13 protein-coding genes and 2 pseudogenes are annotated in these 15,600 nt (G+C 70.4%); 5 read left to right on the top strand and 10 right to left on the bottom strand.

Annotated features, from left to right (window positions below):
• Window positions 1-71 precede the first annotated feature (71 nt).
• Window positions 72-443, top strand: a complete 372-nt coding sequence (locus BS75_RS40770) for a hypothetical protein (RefSeq protein ID WP_034091808.1) — start codon at window positions 72-74, stop codon at window positions 441-443.
• 39 nt (window positions 444-482) lie between these two features.
• Here the strand turns inward: BS75_RS40770 and BS75_RS40765 are convergent.
• Window positions 483-824, bottom strand: a pseudogene (locus BS75_RS40765) (IS5/IS1182 family transposase); the annotation flags it as partial.
• Between the two features lie 705 nt (window positions 825-1,529).
• Between BS75_RS40765 and BS75_RS40760 the strand changes: the two are divergent.
• Window positions 1,530-2,852 carry an ammonium transporter gene (locus BS75_RS40760; RefSeq protein WP_063771491.1) on the top strand — a complete coding sequence of 441 codons (1,323 nt, stop codon included), beginning with the start codon at window positions 1,530-1,532 and terminating at the stop codon, window positions 2,850-2,852.
• A 97-nt stretch (window positions 2,853-2,949) separates the two neighbouring features.
• Here the strand turns inward: BS75_RS40760 and BS75_RS51155 are convergent.
• Window positions 2,950-3,255: pseudogene (locus tag BS75_RS51155) on the bottom strand (IS3 family transposase); the annotation flags it as partial.
• A gap of 459 nt (window positions 3,256-3,714) precedes the next feature.
• Between BS75_RS51155 and lanKC the strand changes: the two are divergent.
• Window positions 3,715-6,300 (top strand): class III lanthionine synthetase LanKC, encoded by a 2,586-nt coding sequence (gene lanKC, locus BS75_RS40755; RefSeq protein ID WP_052070394.1) that lies wholly within the window; start codon window positions 3,715-3,717, stop codon window positions 6,298-6,300.
• Between the two features lie 582 nt (window positions 6,301-6,882).
• On the opposite strand, the gene BS75_RS40750 is transcribed toward lanKC, so the two are convergent.
• The 5 genes from BS75_RS40750 to BS75_RS40730 form a co-directional block, all read right to left on the bottom strand.
• On the bottom strand, window positions 6,883-7,461 hold the full coding sequence (locus BS75_RS40750) for a flavodoxin family protein (RefSeq protein ID WP_034091806.1): 579 nt from the start codon (window positions 7,459-7,461) through the stop codon (window positions 6,883-6,885).
• Window positions 7,462-7,702: 241 nt separating this feature from the next.
• Complete coding sequence (locus tag BS75_RS40745; RefSeq protein WP_034091805.1) at window positions 7,703-8,707, bottom strand: YdcF family protein; 1,005 nt, start codon at window positions 8,705-8,707, stop codon at window positions 7,703-7,705.
• A gap of 113 nt (window positions 8,708-8,820) precedes the next feature.
• Window positions 8,821-9,192, bottom strand: coding sequence for an STAS domain-containing protein (locus BS75_RS40740; RefSeq protein ID WP_034091804.1), 372 nt, complete (start codon window positions 9,190-9,192; stop codon window positions 8,821-8,823).
• Window positions 9,189-10,478, bottom strand: a complete 1,290-nt coding sequence (locus BS75_RS40735; RefSeq protein WP_034091803.1) for a PP2C family protein-serine/threonine phosphatase — start codon at window positions 10,476-10,478, stop codon at window positions 9,189-9,191. Before BS75_RS40735 ends, BS75_RS40740 begins: the two co-directional genes overlap by 4 nt.
• Window positions 10,478-11,281: an alpha/beta fold hydrolase gene (locus tag BS75_RS40730; protein ID WP_034091802.1), complete on the bottom strand. Its 804-nt coding sequence runs from the start codon at window positions 11,279-11,281 to the stop codon at window positions 10,478-10,480. The genes BS75_RS40735 and BS75_RS40730 overlap by 1 nt, the downstream gene beginning before the upstream one ends.
• 328 nt (window positions 11,282-11,609) lie before the next feature.
• On the opposite strand from BS75_RS40730, the gene BS75_RS40725 reads away from it, so the two are divergent.
• Window positions 11,610-11,768: a hypothetical protein gene (locus BS75_RS40725; RefSeq protein WP_034091801.1), complete on the top strand. Its 159-nt coding sequence runs from the start codon at window positions 11,610-11,612 to the stop codon at window positions 11,766-11,768.
• 409 nt (window positions 11,769-12,177) lie between these two features.
• Here the strand turns inward: BS75_RS40725 and BS75_RS40720 are convergent, their stop codons facing one another.
• The 3 genes from BS75_RS40720 to BS75_RS40710 form a co-directional block, all read right to left on the bottom strand.
• On the bottom strand, window positions 12,178-12,471 hold the full coding sequence (locus BS75_RS40720; protein WP_052070392.1) for a hypothetical protein: 294 nt from the start codon (window positions 12,469-12,471) through the stop codon (window positions 12,178-12,180).
• Between the two features lie 258 nt (window positions 12,472-12,729).
• Window positions 12,730-12,936, bottom strand: coding sequence for a DUF5133 domain-containing protein (locus BS75_RS40715; protein WP_081983095.1), 207 nt, complete (start codon window positions 12,934-12,936; stop codon window positions 12,730-12,732).
• Window positions 12,937-13,200: 264 nt separating this feature from the next.
• Window positions 13,201-13,410 (bottom strand): hypothetical protein, encoded by a 210-nt coding sequence (locus BS75_RS40710; RefSeq protein ID WP_034091799.1) that lies wholly within the window; start codon window positions 13,408-13,410, stop codon window positions 13,201-13,203.
• A gap of 607 nt (window positions 13,411-14,017) precedes the next feature.
• Between BS75_RS40710 and BS75_RS40705 the strand changes: the two genes are divergently transcribed.
• Window positions 14,018-15,535, top strand: coding sequence for a catalase (locus tag BS75_RS40705; RefSeq protein WP_034091798.1), 1,518 nt, complete (start codon window positions 14,018-14,020; stop codon window positions 15,533-15,535).
• Window positions 15,536-15,600: the final 65 nt, after the last annotated feature.

Here is a 15,600-nt window from a genome sequence, read left to right as displayed (position 1 = left end):
CCCTTAGGGCCTGTTTCAGAAGTTGATCAGTGGGGCTCGGGCGACATGGTGTCGGCGGATACAGTGCCGACATGGCGACACCAACCCTGCGGGCGAAGACATGGAGCGGTGGGTCCTGGGACGACCCCTCCGAGGACACTTTGTTCGACTTGCTGAGTGAGATGAACCTGAGGCACCGGTTTGTCATTGTCGAGAGGCTCCACACAGTTGCCCCTGGTCAGCACTTCATGCAGGTCTACCTCAACGACGACATGAGCTGCCAGGTCGAGTACCGCGAGGGCGGCCCCGACCAGCACTTCCAGGCTCATGTGCCCGGGCCGTTCGAGATGGCCGGTCACGAAGCCGTCGCCACGGTGCTCAAGAACTGGGCGTTCGGTCGCCCCGGATGGCGCGAAGCACTGTCGTGGACGCCCTGGATTCCCCCGACCGAAGCAGGGCAATGACCGAAGGGATGCCCGAGCAGTAACAGACCGTCCGAAGTCTCACAGCCACTCGTTGATGGCCGCGACGATCACAGTCGCCCCGTGACCAACGGCGAGCTTGTCATACCTGGTGACCACGGCCCGGTGACGCTTCAACCGGTTGATTCCGCACTCCACGGCATGGCGTTCGCGGTAGTCGGTCTTGCAGAACTTCGGGGGCCGACCGCCATGGATCCCGCGCTTCTTCCGGTTGCGGATCTGGTCGACCTTCTCCGGGATCGTGCAGCGGATACCGAGTCGGAGCAGGTACGCGCGGTTCGCTCGGGAGCCGTATGCCCGGTCGCCGCGAACCTGGTTCGGCCGGGTGCGGGGCCGGCCGGGACCGAGCCGCGGCACTCTGATCGACGGAGTCTGTACCTGTCCGTAAGAGCGACGGAGCGCTCCCGCAGGTCAACGGCCGCAGCCGGGGCACGGGCTGACGGACCCGCCCCGGCTGCGCCGGTCGTTCTTCGCAAAGAGCACCGCCGGCGCAGTCCAACCTCGCCGTTTCGGTTGAGGTGAGGCCGGAAGCCGGGTGCGCGCCTCCGCTCCGACGACAACGCGCAGATTCACCGCCCACGGCTGGCTGGTTCCGACGGCCGGCCGTCGGCGAGAATCTCCACCTCGCGGCCAACAATTCGGATGGCCGAAGAGTGGGAGTTCGAAGAGTGGGAGTTCCCAGTCATCCGACCATTATGCGGATTGAACCGGTGGAGCAGTTTCCGAAGTGGTGGATTCCCAGGTGGCAGCCGACAGGACCCGATTCAGTGACAGGCAACCGCTCATGGGCCTGCTGCTCCGCGTGACCGAAACGGGTGCGGTCGTGTTCCGGGGAGGACTGTCCGGGCGTTGAGGACGGCTTGAATTTCCTCGGGTTGTGGCCGGCGAGGACGCGCGGGCGATTTTTGCCATCCCGTTACCGCTGTCCGCTCCTGGGTGGCCTTATCTTTCCCCTCGGCACCCAGTCCGCCGCCTACGGAGACCCCGACGGCGCCCCGGCTGGGTTCCCCTACGTCGGCGCAGGTCAGACCCATGGCCCGCCGTTCGCATCCGGCCTCGGAGGGCCTTTTGAAATTCGACTTCACCCGGGTCGACACCGGTTCGACCGCCTGGGTTCTGGTCAGTGCCGCGCTCGTCCTCTTCATGACGCCAGGTGTCGCATTCTTCTACGGCGGCATGGTGCGCACCAAGCACGTCATGGCAATGCTGATGCAGAACTTCGTCACCATCGCCCTGGTGAGCGTGGCATGGGTGGTCATCGGCTACAGCCTCGCCTTCGGCAAGGGCAACGGCTTCATCGGCGATCTGCACTTCGTCGACCTCACCCACATGAATGAGATGGTTCCCGGCTTCAGCGGCAGTACGGCGATGGTGATCCCGCCGCTGGTCTACGTGATCTACCAGATGATGTTCGCAGTGATCACGCCTTCGCTGATCACCGGTGCCACCGCCGACCGCTGGCGGTTCAGCTCGTTCGTCCCCTTCGTGGTGCTGTGGTCGCTGCTGGTCTACTGCCCGGTCGCGCACTGGATCTTCTCGCCGGTCGGGTGGCTCGCGAAGTTCGGTGTGCTCGACTTCGCCGGTGGGATCGTCGTGCACACCACGGCCGGGGCAGCTGCCCTGGTCATGGCGATCGTCCTGGGCAAGCGCAAGGGTTGGCCGGACCGACCGATGCCGCAGAGCAACCTGCCGCTGATGCTGGTCGGTGCGGGGATCCTCTGGTTCGGCTGGTTCGGCTTCAACGGCGGTTCGGCCCTCGGCGCGAACCAGCTCGCTGCCAGCGCCTTCCTCAACACCAACACCGCCGGCGCGGCGGCACTCCTCGGCTGGCTGGCCGTCGAGCGGCTGCGGCACGGCAGGACCACCACCCTCGGCGCGGCCGGCGGGGCCGTCGCCGGGCTCGCCGCGGTCACCCCGTGTGCCGGATACGTGAGCCCACTGGGCGCACTGGCGATCGGCGCTGCGGCAGGCGTGCTCTGTGAGTTCGCCGTCGAGTGGAAGCACCGCCTCGGCTACGACGACGCGCTCGACGTGGTCGGCGTACACCTGGTGGGCGGCGTGTTCGGGGCGCTCGCTCTCGGCCTGTTCGCCACCAAGTCGATCAACGCCGCAGGGGCCAACGGCCTCTTCTACGGCGGCGGGGCGGCGCAACTGGGCAAGCAGGCCGTCGGCGTCGGCGCGGCGTTCGGCTACACCGTGGTGGCGACCCTGGTGATCGCCCTCGTACTGAAGCGGATCACGGGCAACCGGGTCTCCGAGACGGACGAGGAACTCGGCCTGGACCTCAGCCTGCACGGCGAGACCGCGTACGCGCTGTCGGAAAGTCAGGCAACCGACCCGATCGACTCCGGCGAGTACAGCATCGGCGAGCCGCAGGCCGCGGACTCCTAGATCACAACTCCCGGTGCGCACAACTCCGGTCGGCCCGAGGCAGGTGTCGACGAACAGTAGCCCGCTGGGCCGACCGGAACGATCACCGTCCCGGCTCCTTGTGCAGGTGGACGCCGACGGTGCCGAACCGACGCATGACCCGTTGGACCCGCTCGCTCGTGGTTGACCGGCAGACCGGAAGACCGGCTTCGCGGAGTCCGGCCGTCACCCGCGGGGCGCCGTTGGTGCCCTCGGAGTCGGCGTGGACGGCGTGGACGGCGCGTACGCGCGCCGCGAGAGTGCGGCATCGGCAGCCGCTCCCGCGGCGCGGGCCGGGGCACCGCCCGTCCAGCGGTAGAAAGCCGGATCGGGACGGGCCAAGGGCCTGGCACAACCGCTTGACGCCGAAGGCGTGCTGGTGGTCGGCGAACGAACTGGGAGCGGCACCCGGTCGCCCCAGCGGGACGTGACTCTTCGTCACCGCTCCACAGCAAATGGATGAACGCCGGGGGCGATCCGGCCCCCCCGGACGAAGAGCAGTCAGGTTGGCCGGATTTCGCCTCCGGCTCCTGGAGCGTGCCGACGGGCCTGCTGTTCGTGTTCGCAGGGCCTCGCGTTACCCATGGTCCGGCAGGGGTCCGACACCGGTGTACGGCGCGGCCCCGGCCACGGGTTCACGTTTTTCCGGCCGTTCTGGAGTTCCGGAAAAGTCGTCCACAGGTGCGCGATTAACACTCCGTTGACGCTCCCGCAAGGTCTTGAGTCCGGCAGGGAAACCCGGCTATAAATCCGACCTAACGCCGGGCCACACAACGGGGCCGGCCGGTGGAGAAGGCCGGGCACCACCCCGCGCGGCCCGTCGAGTATGTGGAGGGATCTCCCGGTGCGGCCTTCGGACTACGAGCAGTTCTGCCAGGCGGATCCCGTCTTCTACGACGACCCCGGCGCCCAGGACGACGTCCAGGGCCTCTACGCACCGGCCGTCGCACCGGTGCCCGAGGGCTGGCGCCGCAGCGGGGACAGCGTCTGGGTCTACCTGCACCCCGACGGCCAGACGCTGCCCGACCAGGGCTGGAAGGTGCACGTCTCCGGTGCTCTCGACGAGGCGCCGGAGATCATCGACATCGTCCTCAAGTTCTGTCATGAACAGGACCTGAGTGTCAAATTCCTGCGCGGTCGGGAAACCGTCCTGAAGGCGAATTCGAAATACGCGCCGCGGGGTTCCAGCGGGAAGCTGCTGACCCTCTACCCGCGGGACGAGGCCGAGCTGCACCGGGTGCTCACCGGCCTGGAACCGCTGCTGGCCGACCGGCGCGGCCCGTACATCCTCAGCGACCTGCGTTGGCGTGACAGCCTGCTCTTCGTCCGCTACGGCGCCTACCGCCAGCTGTACTGTCTGGACGAGCAGGGCCGCACGGTCTCCGCGCTGCGCGACGCGACCGGCAACCTCGTCCCGGACCTGCGCCGACCGGTCTTCTCGGTCCCCGAGTGGATCACCGTCCCCGACTTCCTGCGTGAGCAGATCGAGTCCCGGGCCGGCGCCGCGCCCGAGAACTTCCCCTACGACATCGAGCGGGCGCTGCACTTCTCCAACGGCGGCGGCGTCTACAAGGCGCGCGACCGCCGCACCGGCCAGGTGGTGGTGCTGCGCGAGGCCCGTCCGATGGCCGGGCTCGACCACCGCGGCACCGACGCCGTCGAGCGGCTGCACCGCGAGCGCGACATGCTGCGCCGGCTGTCCGGACTGGACTTCGTACCCGAGCTCCACGACCACCTCGTGGTCTGGGAACACGAGTACCTGGTCGAGGAGTTCATCGAGGGCGAGAAGCTGGAGCGGCACCTGTTCACCGGCCGCTACCCGCTGCTGCGCGCCGAGCCGGACGCCGCCACGCTGGCCGAGTACACCGCCATGGCGCTGGACTACGGCGAGCAGTTGGCCGCCATGCTGCGCACCCTGCACGAGCACGGGGTGGCCTTCGGCGACCTCCACCCGGGCAATGTGCTGGTCCGGCCCGACGGCCGGCTCGCCCTGGTCGACTTCGAGCTGGCCTTCGACCTGGTCGACGGGGTGCCGCCCGGCTTCGGGGCGCCCGGTTTCATCTCCAGGGCCGCCCGGACCGGCAGCGCGATCGACACCTACGCGCTGGCCTGCATGCGGCTGTTCCTCTTCCTGCCGCTGACCTTCCTGATCGAGCTGGACTCGGCCAAGGCCGAGGCGCTGGCCCAGGCCGCCGCCGAGCGCTTCTCACTGCCCGAGGGCTGGGCGGCGCAGTTGGTCGCCGAGCTGCACGCGGCGGCCGGCGGGCAACTGCCGGCCGGAACCACCGAGCGCACCGGGACCGGGCGCCCGCTCTTCGTGCCGGACGGCGCCTCGGGCGACGACTGGCGCCGGGTGATGGACGAGCTGGCCGAGGGCATCCTGGCCGCCGCCACCCCCGGGCGCGCCGGCCGGCTCTACCCCGGCGACCCGGAGCAGTTCAACCGGGGCGGCATCGACCTGGCGCACGGCGCCGCCGGCGTCATCTACGCGCTGGCGGAGGCCGGCTACCCGGTGCCCGAGCAGCACGTCGAGTGGCTGCTGCGGGCGGCCCGTGACCCGAAGGTGGTCCGGCCCGGCCTGTACGACGGCCTGCACGGCGCGGCGTTCGCCCTGGACCGGCTCGGACTGGCCGACGAGGCCGGCGAGATCCTGGACCGCGCCCGCGAGTTGACCGACCACCGGCAGCGGCTCGGGGTCTTCGGCGCCGACCTCGCCGGAGGCCTGGCCGGCCTCGGCCTGAGCCTGCTGCACTTCGCCGACCGGCGGGGCGACCGCGCGCTCGCCGAGCAGGCGCGGGAGTACGGCGAGCGGCTGGCCGCGGGCGCGCCGCTCGGCCAGGGCCGGGTCGGGCTGCTGCACGGTGGCGCGGGCGTGGCGCTCTTCCTGACCCGGCTGTACGAGCACACCGGCGAGGAGCGCTGGCTGGATCTCGCCTTCGGCGCGCTGGGCCGCGACCTGGCCGGCGCGCAGGTGGACGAGAAGGGCATGCTGCTCGCCCAGGACGGCCAGGGCACCGCCTACCTCGGCGCGGGATCGGCCGGCGCGGCGTTCGTCGCTCGCGGGTTGCTGCGGCACCGTGAGGATGCCCAGCTGGCCCAGGCCGTGGAACTGCTGGATCGCGCCTGCGAAGCCGAATTCCTGCTGATGCCAGGGCTGTTCGAGGGCCGGGCCGGCATGATCTGCGCGCTCGCCGCGGCCGGTGGCGACGGGCGGCAGTTGGAGCGGCAGGTGTCACTGCTCTCCTGGCACCTGGTCCGCCACCAGGACCGCGCGGCCTTCCCCGGCCAGCTCCTCTACCGCCTCTCCACCGACCTGGCCACCGGCTCGGCCGGCATCCTGCTGGCGCTGCACGCGGCGTCGGCCCGGAAGGGCACCGCCCTTCCCCTCCTGGACCACCACGGCGCTCCGGTGTCCGCGGTGCACAAGTAACACCCACTCCCGCCGGTGGCACCACATAGTCACCGGCAACCGAAAGAATTGAGGTGTGTCATGGCTTTCATCCTCGACCTTCAGGGCCTGCACGAGGAGTCCGAGTCGATCATCGAGTCGCTGTTCTGCAGCCACTGGTCCTCGCGCACCTGCATGTGACGTTCGCACATGTGACGGTCGTGTCGGCCTGACAGCGGTGCCCACCCGAGCCTCAATCGGGTGGGCACCGCTGCGTGTGGCCACCGCTCGCGGCCGGATGCCACCTTATCTCCAGTCGGGCACGGCACCCGTCGGGCACGGCGCCGGTCGGGCACTGACAGCCACCCCGGCGCACCCGCACGGCTCCTACACCGCAGGGGGCGGAACTCCTGCGCCTGACCGACCGGACCGGGTCCGCCGAGAACAGCGCCGAACTCCGGCAGGCGGTACTGCATGAAGGTGGAGCAGCGCGAGTGGCGTACCGACGCCGCCCCGGAGGTACAGGACGCCGCGCATACGGTCAACTTCTCTCGGCACCAGGAGCGGTGGTGTCAGGCGTGTTGTCCGCCATCGCCTAGGTCATCGGTGCCCGGCGGAGACGTGTCACTCCTCATAGGGGAAGCGAGCGAGTGGCGCCTCCTGGGCGAAGAACGTCTTGGCTCGGATCATCGCCTGCTCATCCGCGAGTACTTGCCCCGGCCGGGAGCCGTTCCCGAGCAGCACGCCCCCGAAGTGCATGCCCATGTAGGCGGCGGTGTGGTGCAGGCTGAGCACGTGAGGTTCGGCGACCACCTCCTGACGATGCGCCATCGCCGTTACGCCCCACAGGGTGCGTCCGGCCATCTTCCCCTTGAAGCCCGGGTCCGGGGTGGCCAGCCACTTCGACCAGTAGTCGAGGTAGCGCTTGGCGTGGGAGGACATCGAGTACCAGTACAAAGGCGAGACGATCACGATGTCGGTGGCGCCGAGCGTCGCCTGCCGCAGCAGTTCCTCGTTCGTCTGCTCGGGCCAGGGCCGGTCGGCGTGCCGCGCGTCCACGTAGTCGGGCAGGGGCAGCTGTGCCAGGTCCAGCCAGCGCTGCTCGGTGCTGCCCGGCAGCTGCTCCGCTGCGGCCCGGGCCAGCAGCTCGGTGTTACCGTCCGATCGGGTGCTGGCGAGGAGAAAGACGAACGAACGGTTCACGTGGGCTCCAGTTGTGGCGACTGAGTTCGACACAGCCAACCGCACTCGACACCGCAGTATTTCCGCCGGCGCCCACGTGGCGAAGGTCATCGCCGGGATCACCGCCATGTCCGGTCGTCCTGGCGCTGCCCGCGCTGACGTCTCAGGTCTCAGGTCTCAGGTCCAGCACACAGGTGCAAGCGCCACCGTCCGTCCAGGAGACTTCGTGCCCTCCAGAGGCGCGCGTCGACCTGACGCACGGTCACCACCGCAGCAGCGCGGCGAGTACGGGGAGGGCGAGAAGGGCGCTCAGGGACAGGAACACCGCCCGGTCGTACCAGAGGACGGCGACGAACTCGCGCAGAGCAGCCGCCAGCCAGTACGAGGGCGCGGTCCAGGCACCGGCGGCTCTTCCCCGCACACCCAGGCGCCGCATCAGCAGGCCGGTGCGGAAGGCGTGGAAGTCGCTGGTGATCACGGTGCAGTGGTAGTCGGGGTCCGCGCGGCGCATGATGTCGCCGCTGTTGGCGAGGTTCTCCTCGGTGTTGCGGGAGCGGTCCTCGCGGCGGATCCGGTCAGCGGGTACGCCGCGGGCGGAGAGATAGGCCGCCATCGCCTCGGATTCCGAACGCTCCTCGTCCGGTCCCCGTCCACCGGAGGTGATCAGGGTCGGGCGGCTGCCGCGAGCGAGCAGGGCTCGGTACACGGTCAGAGCGCGTTCCAGCCGACCGGCGAGCAGGGGAGAAACCTCGCCGTCGACGAGTCCGGCTCCAAGGACCACCACGTAGTCGGCGGACCGACGCGGCTGCAGGCGTCCGCTCAGTACGGCATGACCGAGGAACAGGACGAAGAGCAGGGACAGATAGGCGGCCGTCGCATCCAGCACGAGGCAGACCTCAGCGAGCGTGTGACTGCCGGAGCAGCAGACGGTCAGGATGCTCGACGCGGTGAGGGCCGCCAGACCGGTGCCGGCCGCGAGAGCCGCCAACTGGGGCGGCGCGGTGCCCTGCGACCGGATCAGCAGCAGACCGTCCGCGACCAGAAGTGCCGCAAGCGCAAGCGCTCCGATGACCGCCGGACCCGCCAGGGCGACGGCTGCGGCGGTCCACAGGGAACCGTGCGGCACCGCAAGCCGGGACACCACCGCCGACCCGAGTGAAGCCGCCGACAGCGCCGTCAGCACCGACCGGCGGAACGGCTGCCCGACCCACAGGGCGCCCACCGCGCACGCCAGGGCAAAGCCCCCGGCGACCAGACCCTGGCCCATCCTGCTCCCATCGCCTTCGAGTGTTCCCGAGCCGTCCGGCCCGAACAAGGTCACCCCTGCCCGCACACTCCGGGCGCAATCCGGGCCGCAGGCCCGCAGGACGAGGTCCGGCGTCAGGCCGGCCGGTCTCCGGTGACCGGGACGTCGGGGGGCCGGGTGGCGGTTTCGGTGTCGGGGTGGAGGACGAAGACGCGGTCCAGGCCGGTGATCCGCAGGATGCGGGTGGTGTTGGCGGGCACGGCCGCCAGGGCCATGTCGGCTCCCTGCGCGGTGGCGAGGCTGCGGGCGGTCAGCAGGGCGGTGATGCCGCTGGAGTCGCAGAAGTCCAGGCCGGACAGGTCCAGGACCAGGCACTGTCCCGGGGTGAGGGCGACGGTGGCGAGGCACTGACGCAAGGCGGGGGCGGTTGCATGGTCAAGGTCGCCGGTGATCTCCAGTACGGGACCGGTGGCAGCGCCGCGGGTGTGAATTTTCAGCGGAATCATGCCAGGGGATCACCAACCGCAGCCGGAGGGGTGGCGGGGATGCCGAGGGCGAGCAGGGCCGTGTCGTCGTCCAGGCCGTCACCGAACCCGGTCAACAGCGTGGTCAGCGCGGCGACCAGCGCCTGCGGTCCGGCCGGGGGCTGGGCGCGGGTGAAATCGCGCAGGGCGTCCTCGCCGTACAGGTCGCGGCCGGGGCCGATGCGGGCCTCGGTCAGGCCGTCGGTGTAGAGCAGGAGAGTGTCCCCACGGGACAGCACGGTGCGGGCGGTTGTGAACTGCGCGTCGGGCAGGATGCCGATGAGCATGCCGCCGGGGGTGGGCAGGTAGTCGGCGCTGCCGTCGGCGCGCTGGATCAGGGCGCTGGGATGGCCGCCGGAGGCCAGCTGTACGGCGGTGCGGTCCCCGTCGGGCTCCAGGAAGCCGAAGATGGAGGTGCAGTAGCGGGCGTCGCCGCTGTTGTACCGCTCGTGCAGTACCGCGTTCAGTGTCCTGAGCACGCTGACCGGGTCGCGGTCGTGCATCGCGGCGCCGCGCAGGGTGTAGCGGGTCAGCGAGGTGACCGCGGCGGCCTTGGGGCCCTTGCCGCACACGTCGCCCAGGAAGAACGCCCAGCGGGTGCCGTCCAGCGGGAACAGGTCGTAGAAGTCACCGCCGAGCAGGTCCGGGGAGGCGGTGTGGTAGTAGGAGGCGGCCTCCATTCCCGGCACGGCCGGCAGGGTCGCGGGCAGCAGGCTCTGCTGCAGTACTTCCAGGGCTTCCTGCAGGCGCGCCCGGTCCGCGTCGGCCTGTCTGCGGGCCTCTTCTGCCTCGCGGTGTCGGCGCAGCAGCTCCGCCTCGTAGGTGCGGCGGTCGCGGGCGTCGAAGACCGTGGTGCGGATCAGTATCGGCTCGCCGTCGGAGCTGGTCTTCACCTTGGAGGTGACCAGCACCGGCAGCCGGGACCCGCCGGCCGCCTTGATCTCCAGGGCGATGCCGTTGATCTCGCCGTTCATCCGCAGCATCGGTGCGAAGTGCGTCTCGTGGTACAGCTTGCCGCCCACGCTCAGCAGGTCGGTGAACCGCATCCGCCCCACCACTCGCTGCCGGGGCAGGCCCAGCCAGTCCAGCAGCGTGTTGTTGATCTTCGCGATGGTGCCGTCCATCAGAGTGGACAGGTACCCGCACGGGGCCTGCTCGTACAGCTCCTCGGCGCTGTCCTCCAGGAGCGAGGTGAACGCCGCGTCGGTGGCCCCCGCGTCCTGGTCCCGGTCCGAGGGCTCGTTCGGCACCTGGTCGGTGCGGCACATCACCGGGCGGCGCCGACGAAGTCCACGATCGCCTCCGCGGTGGCCTGCGGCGCACTCAGCTGGGGGCAGTGCCCGGTCGCGTCCAGGGTCACCAGACGGCTGCCGGGGATCGCGGCCTGTACGTAGGCGCCGACCTCGCGCGGGGCGATCACGTCCTGTGCGCACTCCAGCACCAGCGTCGGCACCGCCACGGTCTTCAGCTCCCTGCGGCTGTCGGACAGGAACGTGGTGCGGGCGAAGACCCGGGCCATGTCCGGATCGGTCGCGCAGAACGAGGCAGTCAGTTCCTCGCCCAGCTCGGGCCGGTCCCCGTTGCCCATGATCACCGGAGCCATCGTCGCCGACCAGCCGAGGTAGTTCGACTCCAGCGACTCCAGCAGCTCGCCGATGTCCTCGGCACTGAACCCGCCGCGGTAGCCCTCCTCGTCGATGTAGCAGGGCGAGGGCGCGACCATCACCAGCGCGGAGAACCGCTCCGGGGCCCGCGCCGCCGCCAGCACCCCGACCATCGCACTGACCGAGTGCCCCACGAAGACCACGTCCCGCAGGTCCAGCTCGGCGCACACCTCCGTGACGTCGCGGGCGTAGCCCTCCAGTGAGCTGTAGCGCTCCTCGCTCCACGCGCCCGGATCCGAGCGGCCCGAGCCGACGTAGTCGAACAGCACCACCCGGAAGTCGCGCGCCAGGGCGGGGAGCACCAGCCGCCACATGTTCTGGTCGCAGCCGAAGCCGTGCGCGAGCAGCACCACCGGCCCGTCCGCCCGACCAGTGACCCTCACGTTGTTCCTGCGACGAACGTCCATCCCACCAGTCTCCCAGCCCTCACCAGAACCCCCGGGCGAGGGCCACACCGACGCCTACCCTCTCACGGGCGGACTACCCCGACCCACGATCCTGCGCGCTGGCAGGCCGCGTCGGCGGTCGGCCCGGAACCGTTCCGCGCCCCGAGGTGGCGGTCCGGAGGACTCCGCCTCCCTGCCTGTCCGGGGGTCGCGGACACCTGTGGACACGTAGTCCCCGACGGGCAAGAGCTGTCGCCCAGGGTCACCGTCGGCCAGGCCCGAATTTTCTCGGAGCAGGCATGGGTCGGCGGAGCGGGGTTACACGCTGCTTCGAAGGAGGATGACAACAATGGGTGCTCTTCTGCTTGTTCTACTGCTGGCCCTGCTCCTGGGTGGCGCCGGCTTTGCGATACACATCCTGTGGTGGGTGGCGATCATCGTTCTGGTCGTCTGGGTGCTGGGCTTCGCGTTCCGCGGCTCCGGCGGCGGCCGCTGGTACCGATGGTGACCTGATAGCAGCCGGTAGTTCGACCGGACCGAGGCGGCGCACCCTGCAGACGCGGGGTGCGCCGCCTCTGCGTCGGACCGGCGCCGTCCTCAGCGGCGGGGATGGGAGCAGATACGTGCGGCCGGCCCGGGGCCACGGCGCCTGTGGCACAACGGAACGGGGCGGGCCGTCGAAGGGACAGCAGCAGCGCGGTGACGGTCGCGGGCAGGCCGCACCGGACCGATGGCTCCTCGGCTGTTGCACGAAGAAGCGGGCCGCGGGGATGTTCACCACCCGTGTCGCCGGGGTCTTCGCGACCACGGCTCACGTCGCCACGTCACCAGCCGGGATCGGCAACGTCATTGCGGCAATGTCATTGCGGCAATGACATTGGGAGTCAGCAGCTGTGCCAGCATCTGTGTCGGGCGTGTCAGGCGCGGATGGTGGCGAGGTCGGCGAGTCCGGAGACGGCGGCTTCGGTCGAGTGCGCGGGGTGGTCGCCAGCCCGGTGCGGGCGGTGGCCGATCTTCTCGGCCAGGGCGTGGGCAGCGGTGTGGGTCGCTGATCCGGCTGCCTGGGTTGCGGCGCGCGCGGCCGACTGCACCGCCGGAGCCTGGACGATCGCGTGCGAGGCCTTCCGGATCTGCTCGTAGCGCTCGCGTCCGGCCCTGGTGCCGAGTAGATAGCCCACAGCGAGCCCGGCGATGAAGGTGGGCTTATGCATGAGCTGCCTCCGTTGTCTGCTGCGCCGTCCTGGGATCGATGCCAGGCGCAGGCGATGGGTGTCGGTCTCACGTCGAGCTCGGGGCGGCCCGCCGGCGGCGCTCCGGCCGCCCCTGCTCGTCGCGGACTCCTCGGTGTCGGCCCTCCAGGTCCCGTGGCGGGGGGACGGCACCGCGAGGAGCTGCCGCACACCGGCGGACCGGCCGCAGGCGAGCGGTCCGTGCCGAGGCGACGGAGCCCGCGCGGGCAGGGGCCGCTCTCAGGCGGCGGTCGCCAGGGAGTGTTCGCGGCGGGAGGCCAGCAGGCAGCGGGCCCGGGCCAGGGCGCGGTCCGGTTCGCGGACTCCGGTGGAGACGCACAGCGTGTAGTACAGGTCTTCGCGCCGCGATTCGGATTCGGGCTGGTCCGGCAACGCGTCGAGGTCGGCGACGAGGCGTTCGAGCAGCGGAAGATTGATCAATGGCATGGCCTGCTCCAGAAAGGGAGACGGTGGGAACCGCGTGCCGGGTCCCCACGACGCTGGGGTTCAGGGAAGGTCGAGGCGATGGTGCTGTGCCGCACCTGCCCCGTCCCGGGTGCCTCACACCCGTGAAGGTGCGGGCTCTCCCTTGGTGGTCACCCTGCGACCCTGGGGCTGCGCCGGGGCGTGACCGGCAGGAAGGGGCGACGCCGAACGTGTGTCGGTCCGACTCACCCTGTCGGCACCCCGGACCGACCGCGGCCGCGACCCTCAGCCCCGGTCTGCGGTTCCGCCCTGGGCGGGAGAGGCGGTCTGCTGGTGCCCGCCGGGACGCGGGGTCCCGTGGCGGTCACGGACACTGTCGTGCGCGGCGGCGGTGACGGCCCGGGGGGGTGATGCCGAACTCGTGTAGAGGCGCTGGTAGTCGGCGGAGGCGCCGTAGTGCTCCAGGCTGACGATGCGTCCGGCGTCACCGACCATCTCGCGCCACCAACCTCTCGACTACCGGGACCAGGTACTGCCGCCCGAGGTCAGGGCCCGGGTCAGTGTGGAGGCAGCGGTCGGCCTACCCCCCGCTCCGGCCCCTCCGACTCGGCCGGCCAGGTCGTCTTCGGTCGATCTCTGCGCGGCGACCCACACCGGGGCGGGCGTGGCGTGGCGATGCCGGTAATCGAACATGTGTCCAAATGGGCAGCACGCGGTCTTCATCGCCGGCGTCGTTCCGGCCGGGTCGGCGCCCCGCCGCTCCGCTTCCCGGCGAGGCACCGGGCCCCCACCCAGGAGTGCGACCGGCGCCTACCCCATGATCACCACGTTGAACGCGGGCGGGCCGGGGCCGAGAGCCGACCCCTGACCGACAGCGCCGTCCTCGCCCCGCACCGGAACTCAGCCGTGAAGGCGGCTCCGCACCCGAGCGCCGCTGCGTCCGCGAGATGTGCCCTGCGGCGTGGACGGTTTACCGGAGGCGGTGAGGGGTTACCCGTCCAGGTGTCGCGCGGGCGACATCAGCTCCATCACCGAGAGCGCGCGCCGCGCGGCCGTGGGGAGTGCCTGGCTCTCCCCCGAGAACTCTTGGGAGGCGGATTGCATGACCGACATCCCGGCGACCACTACCGACTCGGGCGCACCGGTCGAGAGCGATGAGCACTCGCTGACGGCCGGGCCCGACGGCCCGATCCTGCTGCAGGACGGCTACCTGATCGAGCAGATGGCCCAGTTCAACCGGGAACGGATCCCGGAGCGCCAGCCCCACGCCAAGGGCAGTGGTGCGTTCGGCCACTTCGAGGTGACGGGCGACGTGAGCGCCCACACCAAGGCGGCCGTCTTCCAGCCGGGCACCCGCACGGAGGTGCTGGCCCGGTTCTCGACGGTGGCGGGGGAACGCGGCAGCCCGGACACCTGGCGCGACCCGCGCGGGTTCGCGCTGAAGTTCTACACCTCGCAGGGCAACTACGACATGGTCGGCAACAACACCCCGGTGTTCTTCGTGAAGGACCCGATGAAGTTCCAGCACTTCATCCGCTCCCAGAAGCGCCGCGCCGACAACAACCTGCGCGACCACGACATGCAGTGGGACTTCTGGACCCTCTCCCCGGAGAGCGCCCACCAGGTGACCTGGCTCATGGGCGACCGCGGCATCCCGCGCACCTGGCGGCACATGAACGGCTACACCTCGCACACCTACATGTGGATCAATGAGCAGGGGCGACGCTGCTGGGTGAAGTACCACTTCAAGACCGACCAGGGCGTCGAGTTCTTCACCCAGGACGAGGCCGACCAGATGGCGGCGGTCGACACCGACTACCACACCCGGGACCTGTTCGAGCACATCCGCGACGGACAGTACCCCAGCTGGACGCTGCACGTGCAGGTCATGCCGGAGGAGGACGCCGCGACCTACCGGTTCAACCCGTTCGACCTGACGAAGGTCTGGCCGCACGACGACTACCCGCTGATCGAGGTCGGCCGGCTGACACTGGACCGCAATCCCACCGATCACCACACCGAGATCGAGCAGGCGGCGTTCCAGCCCAACAACTTCGTGCCCGGCATCGGTCCCAGCCCCGACCGCATGCTGCTGGCACGGCTGTTCTCCTACGCCGACGCCCACCGCCACCGCATCGGCACCAACTACCAGCAGCTGAGCGTGAACGCGCCGACGGTCCCGGTGCACAGCTATTCCAAGGACGGGGCGATGGCCTTCCGGAAGACCACCGATCCGGTGTACGCGCCCAACTCCAAGGGCGGACCGGCCGCCGACACCGCCCGCTTCGGCACCCCGCCGAGCTGGCAGGTGAGCGGTGAGATCACCCGCACGGCCTACGTGGACCACGCCGAGGACGACGACTGGGGCCAGGCCGGAACGATGGTCAGGGAGGTCCTCGACGATGACGCGCGGGCCCGGCTGGTCGACAACGTGGTCGGCCACCTGCTCAACGGCGTCACCGAACCGGTCCTGCAGCGCGCCTTCGAGTACTGGACGAACATCGACCCGGACATCGGCCACCGCATCCGCGCGGGCGTGCAGGCCAAGGCGGACGAGAAGGACCCCAAGGCCGAGAAGCAGGCCAACCCGGCCCGCAGCTCCATGCAGCACAAGGCGTAGCCCCGCCCACTACCGGCGCCGGCCGGTCACCGGACGGCACCGCATGAGGGGTGGCCCTGTGGCGA

The sequence above is a fragment of the Streptacidiphilus albus JL83 genome, assembly GCF_000744705.1.
GTDB lineage: Bacteria > Actinomycetota > Actinomycetes > Streptomycetales > Streptomycetaceae > Streptacidiphilus > Streptacidiphilus albus.
The sequence above is the reverse complement of the archived record's forward strand: the minus strand, read 5'-3'. Positions and strand labels throughout refer to the sequence as shown.